This window comes from Salegentibacter profundi (assembly GCF_054121475.1).
On sequence record NZ_JBSYGG010000001.1, the window covers coordinates 102,160 to 120,490 of the forward strand.

Annotated in this window: 13 protein-coding genes and 2 tRNA genes; 7 read left to right on the top strand and 8 right to left on the bottom strand. The window is 39.8% G+C overall.

Going from position 1 to position 18,331, the window contains the following annotated elements; translation table 11 throughout:
• Positions 1–2: 2 nt before the first annotated feature.
• The 3 genes from ACW6NC_RS00520 to proS all read right to left on the bottom strand — a co-directional run bounded on the left by ACW6NC_RS00520 (position 3) and on the right by proS (position 1,756).
• Positions 3–74: transfer RNA gene (locus tag ACW6NC_RS00520), tRNA-Glu, on the bottom strand.
• Positions 75–129: 55 nt separating this feature from the next.
• Positions 130–201: transfer RNA gene (locus ACW6NC_RS00525), tRNA-Glu, on the bottom strand.
• A 76-nt stretch (positions 202–277) separates the two neighbouring features.
• Positions 278–1,756 (bottom strand): proline--tRNA ligase, encoded by a 1,479-nt coding sequence (gene proS / locus ACW6NC_RS00530; RefSeq protein ID WP_457863018.1) that lies wholly within the window; start codon positions 1,754–1,756, stop codon positions 278–280.
• Between the two features lie 126 nt (positions 1,757–1,882).
• Between proS and ACW6NC_RS00535 the strand changes: the two genes are divergently transcribed.
• Together ACW6NC_RS00535 and ACW6NC_RS00540 are read left to right on the top strand one after the other, a co-directional pair.
• Entirely contained in the window at positions 1,883–2,977 is a 1,095-nt protein-coding gene (locus ACW6NC_RS00535) for a hypothetical protein (RefSeq protein ID WP_457863019.1), read from the top strand.
• Positions 2,978–3,075: 98 nt separating this feature from the next.
• On the top strand, positions 3,076–4,581 hold the full coding sequence (locus ACW6NC_RS00540) for an OmpP1/FadL family transporter (protein WP_457863021.1): 1,506 nt from the start codon (positions 3,076–3,078) through the stop codon (positions 4,579–4,581).
• Between the two features lie 40 nt (positions 4,582–4,621).
• Here the strand turns inward: ACW6NC_RS00540 and ACW6NC_RS00545 are convergent, their stop codons facing one another.
• Entirely contained in the window at positions 4,622–6,439 is a 1,818-nt protein-coding gene (locus ACW6NC_RS00545; RefSeq protein ID WP_457863023.1) for a T9SS type B sorting domain-containing protein, read from the bottom strand.
• Between the two features lie 133 nt (positions 6,440–6,572).
• Between ACW6NC_RS00545 and folE the strand changes: the two genes are divergently transcribed.
• From folE to ACW6NC_RS00570, 5 genes are read left to right on the top strand one after another with little or no spacing between them, the layout of a single operon-like run.
• Positions 6,573–7,253, top strand: a complete 681-nt coding sequence (gene folE / locus ACW6NC_RS00550) for a GTP cyclohydrolase I FolE (RefSeq protein WP_457863025.1) — start codon at positions 6,573–6,575, stop codon at positions 7,251–7,253.
• A 33-nt stretch (positions 7,254–7,286) separates the two neighbouring features.
• Positions 7,287–8,774 carry a cysteine--tRNA ligase gene (cysS, locus tag ACW6NC_RS00555; protein ID WP_457863027.1) on the top strand — a complete coding sequence of 496 codons (1,488 nt, stop codon included), beginning with the start codon at positions 7,287–7,289 and terminating at the stop codon, positions 8,772–8,774.
• Positions 8,775–8,776: 2 nt separating this feature from the next.
• A complete protein-coding gene (yidD, locus tag ACW6NC_RS00560) occupies positions 8,777–9,016 on the top strand; it encodes a membrane protein insertion efficiency factor YidD (RefSeq protein WP_457863029.1) in 240 nt (79 codons plus the stop codon).
• Between the two features lie 58 nt (positions 9,017–9,074).
• A complete protein-coding gene (gene lgt / locus ACW6NC_RS00565; RefSeq protein ID WP_457863030.1) occupies positions 9,075–9,896 on the top strand; it encodes a prolipoprotein diacylglyceryl transferase in 822 nt (273 codons plus the stop codon).
• Positions 9,893–10,390 carry a DUF192 domain-containing protein gene (locus ACW6NC_RS00570; protein ID WP_457863032.1) on the top strand — a complete coding sequence of 166 codons (498 nt, stop codon included), beginning with the start codon at positions 9,893–9,895 and terminating at the stop codon, positions 10,388–10,390. The genes lgt and ACW6NC_RS00570 overlap by 4 nt, the downstream gene beginning before the upstream one ends.
• A 545-nt stretch (positions 10,391–10,935) precedes the next feature.
• Here the strand turns inward: ACW6NC_RS00570 and secDF are convergent.
• The 4 genes from secDF to gyrB all read right to left on the bottom strand — a co-directional run bounded on the left by secDF (position 10,936) and on the right by gyrB (position 18,178).
• Positions 10,936–13,935 (bottom strand): protein translocase subunit SecDF, encoded by a 3,000-nt coding sequence (gene secDF / locus ACW6NC_RS00575; RefSeq protein WP_457863033.1) that lies wholly within the window; start codon positions 13,933–13,935, stop codon positions 10,936–10,938.
• 165 nt (positions 13,936–14,100) lie between these two features.
• Positions 14,101–15,027, bottom strand: coding sequence for a malate dehydrogenase (locus ACW6NC_RS00580; RefSeq protein ID WP_457863035.1), 927 nt, complete (start codon positions 15,025–15,027; stop codon positions 14,101–14,103).
• Between the two features lie 94 nt (positions 15,028–15,121).
• On the bottom strand, positions 15,122–16,090 hold the full coding sequence (locus ACW6NC_RS00585; protein ID WP_457863036.1) for a DUF6588 family protein: 969 nt from the start codon (positions 16,088–16,090) through the stop codon (positions 15,122–15,124).
• A gap of 150 nt (positions 16,091–16,240) precedes the next feature.
• A complete protein-coding gene (gene gyrB, locus ACW6NC_RS00590; RefSeq protein WP_457863038.1) occupies positions 16,241–18,178 on the bottom strand; it encodes a DNA topoisomerase (ATP-hydrolyzing) subunit B in 1,938 nt (645 codons plus the stop codon).
• Positions 18,179–18,331 lie beyond the last annotated feature (153 nt).

Here is an 18,331-nt window from a genome sequence, read left to right on the forward strand (position 1 = left end):
TGTAGTCCGTAGGGGAATCGAACCCCTGTTACCAGGATGAAAACCTGGCGTCCTAACCCCTAGACGAACGGACCATTAATCTTCAATAAAAACCTTTTCAGGTTACAAAACATTCTTCTGTTTCTTTTGTAGTCCGTAGGGGAATCGAACCCCTGTTACCAGGATGAAAACCTGGCGTCCTAACCCCTAGACGAACGGACCATTTTTTCTTTAAATGCGGATGCAAAAATACAACTATTTTTCAATGCCGCAAATCTATGCTGAAAAAAATTAAAATTTAATAGGCCTTAGCAAAAAGTACTCTTCCGGCAGAAGGTTTTCCAGTGAGAATACAGCTACCCGCCTCTTCTTTCCTGTCAAAGGGGATACATCGAATAGTGGCTTTGGTAAGGTCTTTTATTTTATTTTCAGTTTCTGAAGTTCCATCCCAATGCGCTGAAATGAATCCGCCCTTTTCCTTCAGTACTTTTTTAAATTCATCAAAAGAATCTACACGCGTAATATGCTGGTCTCTAAAATTCTTTGCCTTATTAAAAAGATTCTGCTGGATCTCTACCATCAGCTCTTTAACTTTATTTACCACTTCGGTCTGCTGAACAAATTCCTTGGTCAAAGTATCTCTCCTGGCCAGCTCTACAGAGCCTTTCTCAAGATCTTTAGGACCAATCGCCAATCTTACAGGAACTCCCTGCATTTCGTATTGTGCAAACTTCCATCCTGGTTTTTGCGTATCTCGGTCGTCGTATTTCACGGAGATACCTGCAGCCTTTAATTCATCTGCAAGCTTGTTGGCCACCCCGGAGATCTGATTCAATTGCACTTCTCCTTTGTAAATTGGAACTATTACCACCTGTATCGGTGCAAGATTTGGTGGCAAAACCAAGCCATTATCATCGCTGTGGGTCATAACAAGGGCTCCCATTAACCTAGTGGATACACCCCAGGAGGTCGCCCAAACATATTCGAGCTTTCCTTCTTTTGAAGTAAACTTTACATCAAAAGCCTTTGCAAAGTTCTGACCTAGAAAATGCGAAGTTCCTGCCTGTAAAGCCTTCCCGTCCTGCATCATAGCTTCTATACAATAGGTTTCTTCGGCCCCCGCAAAACGTTCACTCTCTGTCTTACTCCCTTTTATTACAGGCATTGCCATAAAATCCTCAGCGAATTCAGCATAAATATTATTCATCTGCATTGTCTCATCAAGAGCCTCCTGTTTAGTGGCATGAGCGGTATGACCCTCCTGCCATAGAAATTCGGCGGTTCTCAAAAATAGACGAGTTCGCATTTCCCATCGAACCACATTAGCCCATTGGTTAATCAAAAGAGGTAGATCGCGGTAGGACTGAACCCAATTTTTGTACGTATTCCAGATAATAGCTTCTGAAGTTGGCCTTACAATAAGTTCTTCCTCAAGTTTTGCTTCAGGATCCACAATCAGTTTGGAAGTATCGTCAGGGTTTGTTTTCAACCTGTAATGAGTTACTACAGCACATTCCTTAGCAAATCCTTCGGCATTCTTTTCTTCTGCTTCAAATAAACTCTTAGGAACAAAAAGTGGGAAATAAGCATTCTCATGCCCGGTATCCTTGAACATTTTATCCAATTGAGATTGCATCTTCTCCCAAATGGCAAAACCATAAGGTTTAATTACCATACAACCTCTAACCGCAGAGTTTTCAGCCAGGTTAGCCTTAACTACCAGTTCATTATACCACTTTGAATAATCTTCGCTTCGTGTAACTATGTTCTTCCCCATTCCAATGATTTGGCACAAAACTTGTGCTATATTTAACACTTATTAATATACAGTTAGTCAGTGTATAACTAACAATTAGCGCAAAACTAACTATTTTTGTAATGTTCAACAATAAAATAAAGGCTAATGATACGCAATTACAACTTTCCGAAAAAAGCAGGGGTCTTAATAACTCCTCTAATATTATTGCTATTGTTAGCATCTTGTGGTTCCACACAGTATTCCGGTTATGAAGACGGAATCTATGGTGACAGAAGTGAGACTTATCCTTCTGAAACCGATCAATCTCAATATGCTACTCAAGACAATAATGCAAGTACTTATTATAAGAATCTCTTTGCTGAAAAATCTGCAATTTATGGAGAAATGGCAGATCAAATGATCTTTACTGATGTGGAGGAGTATACCTCTACAGGCGAGTATGAAGATGAAAGGTATGAAGAAGAAGCAATAAGTTATACGGGCGGATATGCTCCATGGGGAAACGACCCAGACCAATATACAATAAACATTTATAATACCGGATGGCATAGTGGATTCTACAATCCATACTACTGGGGTTGGGGCGCCTCATACTACAATCGCTGGTATGATCCATTTTTTATTGATCCTTACTGGGGTCCCGGCTATTACTATCCCCATTGGGGTTCAAGATTTGGCTATAGCCCTTGGGGCACTCGCATAGGATGGGGCTTTGGCTTCGGTTCTTACTGGGGTAGCTGGTACGGAATGGGATATGGAACGTATTATGGACACCCCTATAATAGATGGGGTTATAATTACCATTTCCGCTCTCCATACGATGATGTGGCCTACAATACCGGTCGCAGAAATTCATATTCCGATTATACCTCAACCCGAAGAGATGCTTCATTAGACAGGGTAAATTCATATTCAAGGAGTATTCGACGAATTAGAGATAACGATGCTTCTGCTCGTAGACAAGCAATCAGCAGAGGTGATAATTCAAGAATTTACAGTAGAACTGCCAGGAATTCAGAACCAACCCGTGTAAATTCAAATGTTAACACACGACGTTCTAACTCTAATTCGACCTATAATAGAAGTCGTACCACTAGAAGCAATAACACCTATAACAGGTCTTCTAGGAACTCCTCGCGTAGTAGCGGCGCAGTAAGAAGTTCATCTTCTTCCAGCCGAAGCTCTGGAACTACAAGGAGTTCAGGCAGCTCACGTAGAAGTGGGGGCGGCAGAGGATAATTTTAACCAGGAATTTGACATACATCACACAACCTTACAGGACTAATCCTGTAAGGTTTTTTTAAAATTTTTCAAGACAAAAAAACAAAATATCGGATATGAAAAAGTTAGCCTTTTTACTAATAACCTTACTGGGTTTCTCATATACCCAAGCCCAAAATATAACCGATGCTTACAGATATTCCTCTGAAGATCTTACAGGAACAGCACGCTTTCGTGCCATGAGCGGGGCTTTTGGAGCACTTGGTGGAGATATGTCAGCGATATCAGTGAACCCTGCAGGATCGGCGGTCTTTCTTAATAGTTTTGGAACAATTACCCTTGATTTTAACAATAGGAACAGCGATGTAAATTATTTCAATAGCTATACCACCACTGAGGAATCTGATGTTTATTTTAATCAGGCCGGGGGAGTTTTGGTTTTCGAAACTGCTCCTAACAGTTCCTGGAAAAAATTCAGCCTTGCCATGAATTATTCTAAAACAAAAAATTTGGATGATAGTTTTATGGTCGCAGGTACAGGGAACACTTCGATTGATCAATATTTCTTAGGGTATGCTGATGGAATTCCATTGGATTTACTACAAACCATGGACGGGGAATCGGCTTCAGAACTATACACTTATTTAGGGGAGAACGAAGGTTTTGGAGCCCAACAGGCAATGCTTGGCTACCAGGGCTATGTTATTGACCACGATCTTGATGATCCTAGTAACACTACTTACAATTCTTTTATTGCTCCTGGAAATTTTAATCAGGAATTTGCTTCTTATGCCACAGGTCTCAACGGAAAGTTCACTTTTAACTTTGGCACACAGTATCAGGATTTTCTATACTTAGGTGCTAATCTCAATACGCATTTCATCAACTACGAAAGGGCTACACGATATCTTGAGACCAATAATAACAGCGGGAGCGCGACCAACGAAGTCCTTTTCAACAATAATTTAAGTACCAATGGAAACGGATTTTCCTTTCAACTTGGGGCTATCGCCAAGGTAAATGAAAACGTTCGGGTAGGAGCTTCGTACGAATCACCAACCTGGTTCAATATCGAAGAGCAAACTACTCAATATCTTGAAACAAATAACGACCAGAACGAAAAAGTCACAGTAAATCCTAATGTGTTAAATGTATATCCAGATTATACCTTGAAGACTCCTTCAAAGTTGAACGGGAGTATTGCCGTGTTATTTGGACAAAAAGGGCTTATAAGTTTTGATTATTCCTATAAGGACTACTCCACCACAGAATTCAGGCCGAAGGAGGATCCCGATTTTAGCTATCAAAATTCTCAAATTGCCAATAACTTAAATTCAGCTTCCACTTTTAGATTCGGAGGGGAGTACAGAATTCAAAATTGGAGTCTACGTGGTGGTTATCGCTTTGAGGAAAGCCCATATAAGGACGAAATCACAGTTGGTGATCTTACTGGTTATTCAGCAGGCTTAGGGTATAACTTTGGAAATATAAAATTAGATCTGGCGTACACCAATGCGCAGAGGGATGAAAATCCCCCAATGTTTGATGTGGGTCTAACAGATACTTACCGAATAAACCGCGACCTTTCCAGTGTGGTCTTATCTCTTAGTTTCGGACTTTAGGAGATAAAAAATAAGAATCCAAAGCGCCTTCTGGGCGCTTTTATCTTTTAAGGGTAAAATGAGATTTAAACTTGTGGGTTTTTCCGGTATTTTCATTAAGATATTCCAGCTTAAACCAATAATCATTCGCTGGTAATTCCCGGTCTCCATAGGTGCCATCCCAACCGGCACCGTTTGGATTTAATTGCTTTAAGAGTTTTCCGTATCGATCGAAAATAAAAAGCTTGAGCACTTTAATACCCTGACCTTCTCCAATTTTCCAGGTATCATTATAACCATCGGAATTTGGAGTAAAGAATCTTGGGTAACCCACCAGGTCAAAATTTGCTGAAGTAGTTGCCCCGCAACCATTAATTTCTTTAGCTGTGATATGGTGCGGGCCAGGAGGAACATTTTTAAATACATTACTTTCCTGCCAGGCTCCGTTATCCAGCTGGAACTCATAAACCGCATTAGCTGAAATTCCAGCGATGACTTCTGCAGTAATGGTGTAACCCGTCTCAAAATCATTTCCTTGAATTTCTATTTCCACAGCTTCCGGAGCAGAAAATGCTAACATTTCTGCTTCAAAATTCCGTGAACATCCTCCTATATTATCAGTTATTCTAAGCTTAAGTTTATCCCCAGGAGAAATTTCATCCAGTACAAGAATTGCCTGGGTTGACACCAATTCTTCTTCTAAGAACCATTCATATTCATAGTTTGGTCCAAGATTCTCTCCTAGTGCAATATTTTCCAAAACTTCCCCCTGAAGATCTGTACATATTATTAGGGTGTCCTCCAAAATCCCATCAGGAATTATATCCACTTGAATTTTAACTTTAACCGGATTGGAATAACACCCACTTTCGGACCTAATCCTAGCGAATAGCTCCTGGGCTTCTACCTTAGCATAATTTTCTGGATCAGCAATAGCCCTATCCTCTTCAATATGTTCTTGAGATTCATAAAAAATCACTTCCAGGTTTTCGGTTGATGAATTACCGGAGGTTATCTCAGGATTTAACCCCGTGAGATCTATATAATCCTGGTCGCTATCACAGATATAAAGATCTTTAGGCTTGTTGGCAACAGGTTTGGGATAAAAGCCTACAAAAACGGTATCTTTAATAACTTCTGAAAACCTATTGGAAACGCTAAGTTGATAGGTTCCCTCCTCTACAACTTCCAAATATGCATCGGTTTCCCTCTCCATTTCTATAAAGGATCCATTTTGTTCTACAAACCAGGCATATTCATCGGCAAATAATACCGTCCCGTCTACTAGAATCGACTCTCCCTCACATCCATAAATCTCATCTTCGAGTCCTCCTTGAAAACAATCGGTGGACCCGGCACCTGGCTCGCCGGCATTCACCTGTTCAAGCTTTATATAACCCTGGGTCTCACTAAAGTTTGTGATGACCACAACATAGATTTCTCCAGCTTTAGTTTCTCCAAGATCCATCCTTTCAATACTATCGGGTTCGTAGGAACTTCCAACAAGATTTTCCTCACTGAGCATATCGTAATCACAGATATCATCAGAAGGAGAGAATGGACCCCATACCGCATAATCCACATCCAAAATTTTACCGCTGCCATCATCATTTTCGGTTTGAGAGATCAGGAATTCAAGCTTCCCACTTTCCTGGACTTGTAAGAAATACCAACTTGGATATGGTTGCGTAGTGAGATCACCATAATATGGACCTTCCTCAGCATATTCCCGCTCACTATTATCTTTATGGCTATTTTCAAAAACATATTCCTCACCTCCAGCACAAAAAGGCTCAATATTTGCACAAACTTCTCCCTGAGCCCATACTGAAGGAAGGCTTATTAAAAAGAATACGAATAGCGTTAAGACATGTTTCATAGCTACTACAGCAAGATATATAAATTTAAAAAATAAGGAAGAATCTTCAGATTATAGGACGAAGGGAAAAAACTATTAAAATTGTATCTTTGCAAGCTGAAACCACTGATTACGACAATTATTGTAAAACGGGATGAAAATAGACAAAATTTTGACGGAAATTGATGAAATGGGGGATGCCCATGCGGGCAGCAGTGCAAACACACCAATACGCGAAGATGCTTTTGAACTCAGTAATATTGAAAAAGTTGCCCTCATCAAGGATGATGTAAAAAAAATCATGGAAACTCTGGGACTGGATCTAACAGATGACAGCCTTCAGGGGACCCCCCAACGGGTGGCTAAGATGTTCGTGAACGAAATATTTTCCGGACTTGATCCTGCTAAAAAACCTAAGGCCTCCACCTTTGAAAACAAATACAAGTATGGAGAGATGCTGGTAGAAAAAAATATCACCGTTTATTCTACTTGTGAACACCATTTACTACCTATCGTTGGAAAGGCACACGTCGCTTATATCTCCAAAGGAAGAGTCATAGGGCTTTCCAAAATGAATCGTATCGTCGATTATTTCGCCAAACGCCCACAAGTTCAGGAACGAATGACCATGCAAATAGTTCAGGAACTGCAAAGAGCTCTTGGAACACCTGATGTTGCTTGCGTGGTGGATGCTAAACACCTGTGCGTTAACAGTAGGGGAATAAGAGATATTGAAAGCAGTACTGTCACCAGTGAGTTTGGAGGAGCTTTTAAAAATAAAGAAGTAAAACGTGAATTCCTTGATTACATCAAACTAGACACTTCTTTTTCATAATATTATTTTTCCATTTTAATTAACCAACTACCTATGGCGCTTTTTGATGAACAAGGCTTAAAACTGTATAATTCAATGAGTGGGGAGAAAGAAGTTTTCACCCCAATTAATCCGGGAAATGTAGGCATGTATGTTTGCGGTCCAACTGTTTACAGCAATGTTCATTTAGGAAATTGTCGTACTTTCATTTCTTTTGATCTTGTCTTCAGATATTTAAAACATCTGGGGTATAAAGTAAGATATGTAAGAAATATAACCGATGCAGGTCATTTAGAAAATGATGCCGACAGCGGGGAGGACCGGATCGCCAAAAAAGCAAGGTTAGAACAAATTGAACCTATGGAGGTAGTACAACGGTACACCATAGATTTTCACAGTATCCTTCAAAAATTCAACAATTTACCTCCGAGTATCGAACCTACTGCTACTGGCCATATAGTGGAACAAATAGAAATTATAAAAGAGATCCTAAATAAAGGGTTTGCATACCAAGCTAACGGATCGGTATATTTTGACGTGATGAAATACAATGAAAGTCATCACTATGGAAAATTGAGCGGACGTTCACTTGATGATATGATCGCCAACACCAGGGAACTTGCCGCTCAGAGCGACAAAAAGAATCCACAGGATTTTGCACTTTGGAAAAAGGCAGAACCCCAACACATTATGCGCTGGCCTTCACCCTGGAGTGACGGATTTCCTGGCTGGCACTTAGAATGCACGGCCATGAGCACCAAATATCTCGGAGAGGAATTCGATATCCATGGGGGTGGAATGGATCTTAAATTTCCGCATCACGAATGTGAAATAGCCCAGGGAGAAGCCTCCACAGGGAAAAACCCGGTTCATTACTGGATGCATGCCAATATGCTCACTCTTAACGGCAAAAAAATGGCTAAAAGTACCGGGAATAACATTTTACCTGAAGAGATATTTTCTGGCAATAATAATATACTGGAAAAACCATTTTCTCCAAATGTGACAAGGTTTTTTATGCTCCAGGCGCATTATCGAAGTGTACTGGATTTCTCGAATGAAGCCCTTTCTGCAAGTGAAAAAGGTTTTAACCGGCTGATGGATGCCTATCATCAAATAAAAAAACTGCCGGTTAGCAAATCATCATCTATCTCGATCAGCGATTGGAAACAATCCTGTTACGATGCTATGAATGACGATTTTAATAGCCCTATCCTTATCGCAAAACTATTTGATGCCGTAAAATTCATCAATAGTGTTAAAGAAGGTAAAGCCGAAATCTCTTCGGAAGACAAGGAAACTCTGCTTCAAACCATGAAAGCTTTTATGTTTGATGTTTTAGGACTTCTGGACAAAGCTGCAGCCAATGAAGAGAGCACGCAAAACCAACTTTCAGCAACCATCGAGCTTCTTATAAAACTGAGAGCCGAAGCCCGGATAAATAAGGATTTCGCTCTGAGCGATAAAATCAGGGATCAGCTACAGGATATTGGTATTCAGCTAAAAGACGGTAAAGAAGGTACGACTTTCAGTCTAGATTGAAAATGCTAAAAAAAATACTCGCATATCCTTTTATATTATTGGTGAAATTTTACCGCAATTTTATTTCGCCAATTACCCCGGCGAGCTGTCGCTACACGCCTACTTGTTCGCAATATTCCCTGACTGCTTTAGAAAGATTTGGAATATTTAAAGGAGGCTGGTTAAGCATTAAAAGGATAGCTAGCTGCAATCCATGGGGAGGGAAAGGCTATGATCCTGTTCCACCAAAAAAGGATAAGTAGCTACCTTCAGAAAGCTTCAAATATGTATCTTTACCTTATTAACAATTAAATCTACTTCATGTATTTAAATGCAATTACCTGGAACCCATCTGAAGGTTTAGATTTAGGGTTCTTAACCCTTCATTATTATAGTTTAATGTTTCTTATTGCTTTCGGATTAGGATGGTATATAATGAAAAGTATCTATACGCGGGAAGGTATTGCAATTGAGAAACTGGATTCTCTATTTATTTACACCGTACTGGCAACCCTTATTGGAGCGCGACTGGGGCATGTGATCTTTTATGATTGGGACTACTTTCAAGACCATTTACTAGAGATCTTTTTACCCGTAAGATTTGAACCGGAATTTGAATTTACTGGTTTCAGAGGACTGGCAAGTCATGGTGCTGCCATTGGGATTATTATAGCAATGTATTTATACCGCAGGAAGGTCCTTGACAAACCAGTTCTCTGGATTCTCGATAGAATAGTTATTCCAGTTGCCAGTGGTGGTATTTTTGTAAGAATAGGTAATTTTATCAATTCTGAGATAGTAGGAAAGCCCACCAATTCAGATTATGGGGTCATTTTCGCCAAACTCGGGGAAGATTTTCCGAGACACCCCGCCCAACTATACGAATCGGTTTGTTATCTTTTAATCTTCATATTACTATGGTATCTATACTGGAAAACTGAAAAGCGATTTAAAGTAGGCTATATCTTTGGTTTATTCCTTGTCCTTCTATGGACAGTTAGGTTTTTTATTGAGTTCATCAAAGAAGCGCAGGTAGAAGAAAGAGCAACCTGGTTATTAAATACCGGGCAATGGTTAAGTATTCCTTTCATAATTGCCGGATTCTATTTTATGTATCGTCCAACAAAAAACCGCAGCCTATGATACACAAAAATCTTATCCTAAGCCTAGGTCTGGCTTCGGCACTCATTTTCTCTTCTTGTAAAGAGGATGGTAAGCCAGAAGAAAAAATAGTCGAAGAAAATATCGAATTTAATAAAGAAGGTGAGCTAAGTCTCATTAAACCCGAAGGGGATACTATTAAAAAATTAAGTATTGAAATTGCCGACAGCCAATACGAACACGAAACGGGTTTAATGTACAGGGACAGTATGGAAGAACTCCAGGGTATGCTCTTTATATATGAAGATGCTCAACCAAGATCCTTCTATATGAAAAATACCTATATTCCATTGGATATTATTTATTACTCTTCAGACAGCACTGCAGTGAGCTATTACGAGAATACGGAACCCATGGATGAAACCTCATTGCCCTCAGGCGAACCAACTCAATTTATCCTGGAAATAAATGCAGGTCTTATTGAAAAATGGAATATTGAAATTGGAGATAAGATCTTTTTTAAAAGAATAGACTAATCCCCGTTATTTTCACTAAAACCGAAACTTCCCTTAGCTGTTATTTCCAGAATTATCTCCAAAGAGAAGGCTCTTAATCTAAAAAATAGGGCTTTCAGAAATAATAGAAACGAGAAGAAGAATAGATAATAGCTCAGGTGGATCTCTTTATAAAAACTTCATGTAAGTGTCTTGTACTTCCAATTGGATAAGGTACGACCTTAGTTGCTGACTTGAATCTGTCAGTAAATCCTGCTTTATCCCCAATTCTTTGATTGGTTCGAACCCTGGTCAATTGGACCTCTGGATTAAAGCTTATCACTTTTGCCTGGTATCAACCTCACTTCCCTGTCACTTCATTTTATTCTGGCCAGCTTAACCCATTAGATAATCCGTTTTAGGTGCTCCTACCATTCAGGTAAAAAGTTTACCCCTCAAGGTAATCCTGATCCCAGACTAATTAGAGACTATACCATATGAAGTGCACCCCATATGAGATCCCAACAACAGGCAAAAAAAAAGCTTCCCATAATGGAAAGCTTTTTCTATAGATATCAAATTTTTCTTTAAACCGTTTGTTCAGTTTCCTCTTCAAGTTTCTTTTTCTTCTGAATCTTCACCTTATCGGTTACACTGTCAAACATAACAGGTGTCGCTATAAATAATGAGGAATACGTTCCTACAATAACCCCCACAATCAAGGCAAACATAAAGCCTCTGATGCTTTCTCCCCCAAAGATAAATATGGCGAGTAGTACAATTAAGGTGGTTAGCGAGGTGTTCAGGGTACGACTAATCGTACTATCCAAAGCCTTGTTGATCGTCCTGTCAAGATTCCATGAAGTATGCTCATTCACATATTCCCTGATCCTGTCAAATACCACTACGGTATCGTTAAGAGAATACCCAATTACAGTAAGTATTGCGGCGATGAAGGCCTGGTTTATTTCCATACTGAAAGGCATTACCTTGTAAAGCAAAGAGAATACACCCAATACAATAATAACATCATGGGCAACAGCAGCCACAGATCCTATACTAAACTGCCATTTTCTAAATCTCAATAGAATATACAGGAAGATTACCACCAGTGATCCTAATATAGCCCAGAAAGAATCATTCTTAATATCATCGGCAATGGTAGGACCAACTTTCATCGATTGCATTATCCCAAGACTTCTATCCGTTCCACCGGCAGCGAACTGCTCAAAACTGAGGTCAGCAGGTAGATAGTCCTGAAGAGCTTCATACATTGTTCTTTGAATCTCTTGATCCACCTCAGAGCCATCGTCATCTACACGATAATTGGTAGTGATTTTAAGCTGGTTATTTGGACCGAAAGTTTTAGCCTCTGCACTTTCAAAAACTGCTACCAGGTCATCCTGAACATCGGTTGGAGAAACATCCTGGTCAAAACGAACAGTATAAGTTCTACCACCCACAAAGTCAACTCCGAGATTTAATCCCTGAACGAGCAAGGATCCTAAACTTATTATGATTAATATTCCAGAGATAACATAAGCAAGTTTTCTCTTTCCTAACCAATCTATTTTTACATTTCTGAAAAGGTTTTTAGTTGCGGAGGTCGCGAACGGAAGTTCTTTTCCACTCTTTGCATAACCATCAATAAAGAGACGGGTTATAAAGATAGCGGTAAATAAAGAAGTTGCAATACCAATTAATAAGGTAGTAGCGAATCCTTTAATGGGACCGGTACCAAGGATCAAGAGTATAAAACCAGTTAAACCTGTGGTGATATTCGCATCAAGAATTGATGAGAGTGCATTATTAAAACCGTCCTTAATAGCATCCTTCTGCATTTTACCTTTTGCAAGTTCTTCTCTAATCCTTTCAAAGATAAGCACGTTCGCATCCACTGAAATACCGATGGTCAAAACAATACCCGCAATACCTGGTAAGGTCAGTACCGCGCCAAGCCCAGCTAATATCCCGAAGATAAAAAGGATGTTAACCGCCAAGGCAATATCCGCATAAATACCGGCTTTCCCATAATAGAAAATCATCCAAAGAAGTACAAAGATAAGCGCTATAGCAAATGACATAATTCCGCTATCGATAGCTTCCTGACCTAAACTTGGTCCAACGATCTCACTTTGAATAATATCCGCTGAAGCAGGGAGTTTACCAGCCCTGAGTACATTAGCCAAATCCTGTCCTTCCGTAATGGTAAAATCCCCTGTAATCTCACTTCTTCCACCTGGGATTGGTCCACTGGAAACCCCTGGGGCCGAATACACAATATTATCTAATACAATAGCAATCTGACTCTGATTGTTGGATGCATATCCGGTCATTTCTTCCCAGATCTTTGCTCCCCTCCCATCCATCTGCATGGATACTGCTATTCGACCTACCTGGTCGAAAGTCTGCTGAGCATCAGTGATCACATCCCCGCTTAATGGCGGAGTCATATTCCGGTTTCCTTTCAGGGCATAAAGACCTACCAGATCAGAATCTCCTTCAGGAATTCCCCATACAAATTTAGCATAACGCTGAGCTGCAGGAAGAAGAGATCTTACCTGAGGTTTATTAAGGTACTCCATGGCCTTAGCAGTATCCCTTGCAGAGAAATAGGCTAAAACCGGACCTCCTTGCGTGCCTGGAGATTTAATAAGGTCGAATAAAGGATTGTTGCCAGTGGCAATATCAGAAGAATCCTCTTCGGCTTCCGCTAAAAGCTCATCAATATCGCTATCCTCTGTAGCAGAAGTATCGATTTCGGCCTGGGCTTCCTCTTTATCTCCAACTAGATCTTTCAGTCGATTATTCGCCTGGGCGAGGAAGTTTCCGAATTCATTGCTTTTATATACATGCCAAAATTCTAATTGAGCTGTACTTTGGAGAAGGTTCTGAACCCTGCTGATATCCTTAGCGCCTGGTAGTTCGACAAGAATTCTTCCTGAATTCCCCAAACGCTGGATATTTGGTTGTGTCACGCCAAATTTATCGATACGCTTACGAAGGACTTCAAAGGCCGAAGTAATAGATTCATCTACTTTTCTTCTTATAATGCCTTCCACCTCCTCATTAGACATTTCTGAGGTAATCTCATCGCTAAGAGATTTATTAAAGAAAGCATCCGGAGAAGCCAATCTTGCATCCGGTATATTATTAAATGCTTCAAAAAACAGGTCTACATAATCTTCCTGACTATCCTTTTGAGCCGCATCGGCTTCATCTAAAGCCCGATTGAAGGCAGGATCATTGGTGTTATTGGCGAGTCCGTGAAGAATGTCCCTTACTGAAATTTGGAGAATTACATTAATACCTCCCTTAAGATCTAGTCCTTTGTTAAGCTCCTTATCCTTGGCGTCATTATAAGTTATGCCCGCAACAATATCATCACCTCCAATAGAGTCCAGATAACGTTTTTCTTCAGCATCTCTTAAAACTGAATAATTATCTACATCTTCACCAATTTTTTGAATGGCAAATTCTTCAGCTTCATTTTCAACTTTATTTGTGATAAATGTAAATGAAAGCTGGTAAATACATACCAGTCCAAATAAAATTGCAAAAACCTTAATCAGTCCTTTGTTCTGCATTATTCCTTAAATTATAATTAATTAGGTCGATTTTAAAAACGGACAAATATAGGGTTTCAAAAATCAAATCCCAATATTTTTTTTTGGAATAATTTAACTTTTAAACCCAAAAAAGGCCCCAAAAACTGAGGCCTTTTTTAAGAAATAATTTAAGCTTTTCTGGATTTAGACTTCCAGCAAAGTATTGGTCTTTTTAACGCCTTCTGCGCTTTCTTTCATTTTATCGCTTTCTGCATCGCTAAGTTCCAATTCAACGATCTTTTCAAGCCCTCCTTTTCCTAAAATAGCAGGCACGCCAATGCATATATCTTCAAGTCCATATTCTCCTTCCAACAATGCTGAACAGGGAAACATTTTTTTCTGATCACAGGCAATAGCCTGTACAAGCGCTGATACAGCTGCACCCGGCGCATACCAGGCAGAAGTACCTAATAATTTTGTCAATGTCGCCCCTCCTACCTTAGTATCCTCAGAGACCTGATCCAGTCGCTCTTGGGATAAAAATGCGGTTACAGGAACAGAATTTCTTGTCGCAAGTCGCGTTAGAGGTACCATTCCAGTGTCACTGTGACCACCAATCACCATACCGTCTACATCAGAAGGCGGACATTCCAAAGCTTCGCTTAAACGGTATTTGAAACGTGCGCTATCCAAGGCGCCGCCCATTCCAATGATCTTGTTTTTTGGAAGATTGGTGCTCTTATGCACTAAATAAGTCATAGTATCCATAGGGTTACTTACAACAATAAGGGTAACATCAGGAGAATGCTTAATGAGGTTGGAAGCAACTTCTTTTACAATCCCTGCATTAATTCCAATCAATTCTTCTCTGGTCATACCAGGTTTACGTGGAATCCCACTTGTTATTACGGCGACATCACTGTTAGCAGTTTTGGAATAATCTCCAGTAGTTCCGGTTATCTTAGTATCAAATCCATTGAGGGTTGCAGTTTGCATTAGATCCATGGCTTTACCTTCTGCATAGCCTTCTTTAATATCCAGCAATACTACTTCAGAAGCAAAATCCTTTATGGCTACATATTCTGCACAACTGGCACCTACAGCACCAGCTCCAACTATTGTAACTTTCATATTATTTTTGTTTTATATCGATTAATATTAATTCCTAGCGAAAATACGAAATAAGGGAAAGCTTTACTAATTCGGAAGAAGTAAAAAACAAGCTCTAAATCCTGAAATGCAGCCCGAGATTCATATTGAAGAAGCTTCCTGCGGTCACCATAGTGCTCACTTTAAATTTATTGAAGTATAAATTAAAACCTATATCTCCTTTGAACTGAAGCTCATTTTCTCCCAGGGTTTCCAGCGCTGTATTAATATCCCCTAAAAACGGTCCACTACCATCCATGGCATATGCAAAGTCGGAATTGGTGGCTCCCAAAGCTCCAAAAATCTCAAAATCCTCGTAACGTTTTGAAGCTAGAGCCTCAAAAAGCCACAAATCACCGTTAACATCAATGAGATCGAGAACAGCTACTTGAGGAATATTCACAGGATCAAAAGCATACTTCACTTCGAATTTACTATAAGTAATCAAAGCCGAAACTTGGAGGTCTTCAGGTTCATTGAATCTGAAATACTGGCTTAAATTATGTTTAACCCCTGCTCCGTAAGTACTAAAATTGACATCATCAACAGTCATTTCGGGAAGGGCCCTAACGGTAAATTCGGACTCCATAGGAAGTCCCATGGTAACCTGTACAAACGGGTGAGGAATTAGTCCTTTATCCACACCTTGAAGTGCCTGAAATTCGAAGGAATTACCCATAACACTACCCTCATAATAAACATCAGTGGTCTCTCCAAAGGCAGTAGGAACTTTAGCATTGGCGGCTCCCTTAATATTTAATAAACTGAATTCATTATTAGAAATAGTACTACTTTTTTTACTTGAAGGAACAATGAGACCATTCCCATGAACAGAAACCTCAAACTTCCAGGGATTAAGGCTTTGTGCAGAAGAAAACCATCCCGCACTTGCCTGGTAAGCGGCTCCGGAAGCAGCAGGACTTGCGAATTCATCAGCTATATGCAATAAATCACCTACTACGGCATCTACATCATTTTGGGCTGTAATAAGATTTGAAGAAAAGAATAAAAGTAGGGTGTAAATAGTTCTGGTTAAGATTTTCACTTGATCTAGGTTTAGTTAATGGAGTAAAAATAGCAAAAATACTTTTGCAGCATATGGATTAATCCCGTAAAAAGACTCAAATACAAAAAGTTTCTTAAAACAAAACACCCGTGATGATCACGGGTGTTTTTGGTTACTTGAGAACATTTTTTATGCATCTATATTTGCATATTTCGCATTCTTCTCTATAAACTCGCGTCTTGGTGGAACCTCATCTCCCATAAGCATGGAAAAAATCCTATCAGCTTCACTACTATTATCAATATTGACCTGACGTAATTTACGTCTTTCAGGATCCATAGTGGTATCCCATAGTTGTTCGGCATTCATCTCCCCCAAACCTTTATACCGCTGGATCTGAACTCCGCCGCTGTAACTTTCAGCGATCTCGTCGCGTTCCTCTTCACTCCAGGCATAACGTTTTTTACCTCCTTTTTTTACAAGGTATAAAGGTGGAGTTGCAATATAAATATGACCGCCTTCGATAAGCTCCTTCATATACCTGAAGAAGAAGGTAAGAATAAGCGTTTCAATGTGGCTACCATCCACATCGGCATCACACATAATTACAATTTTATGATACCTTAACTTATCGGTATTCAAGGCTTTACTATCATCCTCGGTCCCTATGGTAACCCCAAGAGCAGTATAGATATTTTTGATCTCCTCGTTATCAAAAACACGATGTGTCATCGCTTTTTCCACATTAAGAATTTTACCTCTAAGAGGAAGAATAGCCTGAAATCTCCGATCTCTACCTTGTTTGGCAGTACCACCCGCCGAATCACCCTCAACAAGGAATACTTCGCTCTGAACAGGGTCCTGCTCTGAACAATCAGATAATTTCCCAGGCAAACCGCCAATACTCATGGCAGTTTTTCTTTGAACCATATCACGGGCTTTCTTGGCTGCATTTCTGGCCTGAGCTGCAAGAATCACCTTTTGAATTATGGTTTTGGCATCATTAGGGTTTTCTTCAAGATAGTTCTCCAGCATTTCAGAGACTGCCTGAGATACTGCTGAAGTTACTTCACGATTACCCAGTTTGGTCTTTGTTTGACCTTCAAACTGAGGTTCGGCTACTTTCACCGAGATAATCGCAGTCAATCCTTCACGGAAATCATCACCGGTAATCTCGAATTTTAATTTGTCGAGCATACCGGAGGCATCTGCATATTTTTTAAGGGTAGTGGTTAAACCCCGTCTGAAGCCAGATAAATGTGTTCCTCCTTCGTGGGTGTTAATATTATTCACGTAAGAATGTAGATTCTCGTTGAATGAGGTGTTATACACCATCGCAACCTCCACAGGAATATCGTTCTTTTCACCTTCCATGGCGATCACCTCTGAGATAATAGGCTCGCGGTTTCCATCCAAGAATTTGATAAATTCCTTAAGACCTTCTTCAGAATGAAAAGTTTCACTTAAAAATTCACCCTCGTCATCCTTTTCCCTTCTATCTGTTAAGATGATGGTGATCCCTTTATTAAGAAAAGCCAACTCGCGCATACGACTGGCCAGGGTTTCATAATTATAGTCTACTGTTTGCTGAAATATAGAAGGATCAGGTTTGAAAGTAACCACTGTTCCCGATAATTCGGTCTCTCCAACTGGTTTAACGGGTGACATTGGTTTACCCAATTCATATTCTTGCTCCCATATTTGGCCATCACGAAAAACGGTAGCTTTGAGCGAAGAAGAAAGCGCATTTACACAACTAACTCCTACCCCGTGCAATCCCCCAGAAACCTTATAAGAGTCTTTATCAAACTTCCCACCAGCTCCAATTTTAGTCATCACCACTTCAAGAGCGGAAACCCCCTCTTTTTTATGTAAATCAATAGGAATTCCACGACCATTATCTTCAGTCTTCACTGAGCCATCTTCATTGATGGTAACTTTAATGGTATCACAGTGACCAGCCATGGCCTCATCTATAGAATTATCTACCACCTCATATACCAAATGATGCAATCCTCTTACCCCGGTGTCTCCAATATACATCGAAGGTCGCATGCGTACATGCTCCATCCCTTCCAACGCCTGGATACTATCAGCCGAATATTGTTTCTTGGGTTCTTCGCTCATATATTCTTTAATTAAATTCGTCTGTTTTTATATAACGAACAAATATAACAAAACCCTTATTTTCTGCTAGCGGAAGCCTTATTTTAAGCTTTTAAGTTATTAACAATTTGTGCAAAAAAAACCCGTAGCGCAGATGTTTTTTCACCATGCACT

Coding starts and splice junctions, on each gene's coding strand:
- proS (WP_457863018.1), bottom strand. CDS start 1,756: ATGGGGAAGAACATAGTTACACGAAGCGAAGATTATTCAAAGTGGTAT.
- ACW6NC_RS00535 (WP_457863019.1), top strand. CDS start 1,883: ATGATACGCAATTACAACTTTCCGAAAAAAGCAGGGGTCTTAATAACT.
- ACW6NC_RS00540 (WP_457863021.1), top strand. CDS start 3,076: ATGAAAAAGTTAGCCTTTTTACTAATAACCTTACTGGGTTTCTCATAT.
- ACW6NC_RS00545 (WP_457863023.1), bottom strand. CDS start 6,439: ATGAAACATGTCTTAACGCTATTCGTATTCTTTTTAATAAGCCTTCCT.
- folE (WP_457863025.1), top strand. CDS start 6,573: ATGAAAATAGACAAAATTTTGACGGAAATTGATGAAATGGGGGATGCC.
- cysS (WP_457863027.1), top strand. CDS start 7,287: ATGGCGCTTTTTGATGAACAAGGCTTAAAACTGTATAATTCAATGAGT.
- yidD (WP_457863029.1), top strand. CDS start 8,777: ATGCTAAAAAAAATACTCGCATATCCTTTTATATTATTGGTGAAATTT.
- lgt (WP_457863030.1), top strand. CDS start 9,075: ATGTATTTAAATGCAATTACCTGGAACCCATCTGAAGGTTTAGATTTA.
- ACW6NC_RS00570 (WP_457863032.1), top strand. CDS start 9,893: ATGATACACAAAAATCTTATCCTAAGCCTAGGTCTGGCTTCGGCACTC.
- secDF (WP_457863033.1), bottom strand. CDS start 13,935: ATGCAGAACAAAGGACTGATTAAGGTTTTTGCAATTTTATTTGGACTG.
- ACW6NC_RS00580 (WP_457863035.1), bottom strand. CDS start 15,027: ATGAAAGTTACAATAGTTGGAGCTGGTGCTGTAGGTGCCAGTTGTGCA.
- gyrB (WP_457863038.1), bottom strand. CDS start 18,178: ATGAGCGAAGAACCCAAGAAACAATATTCGGCTGATAGTATCCAGGCG.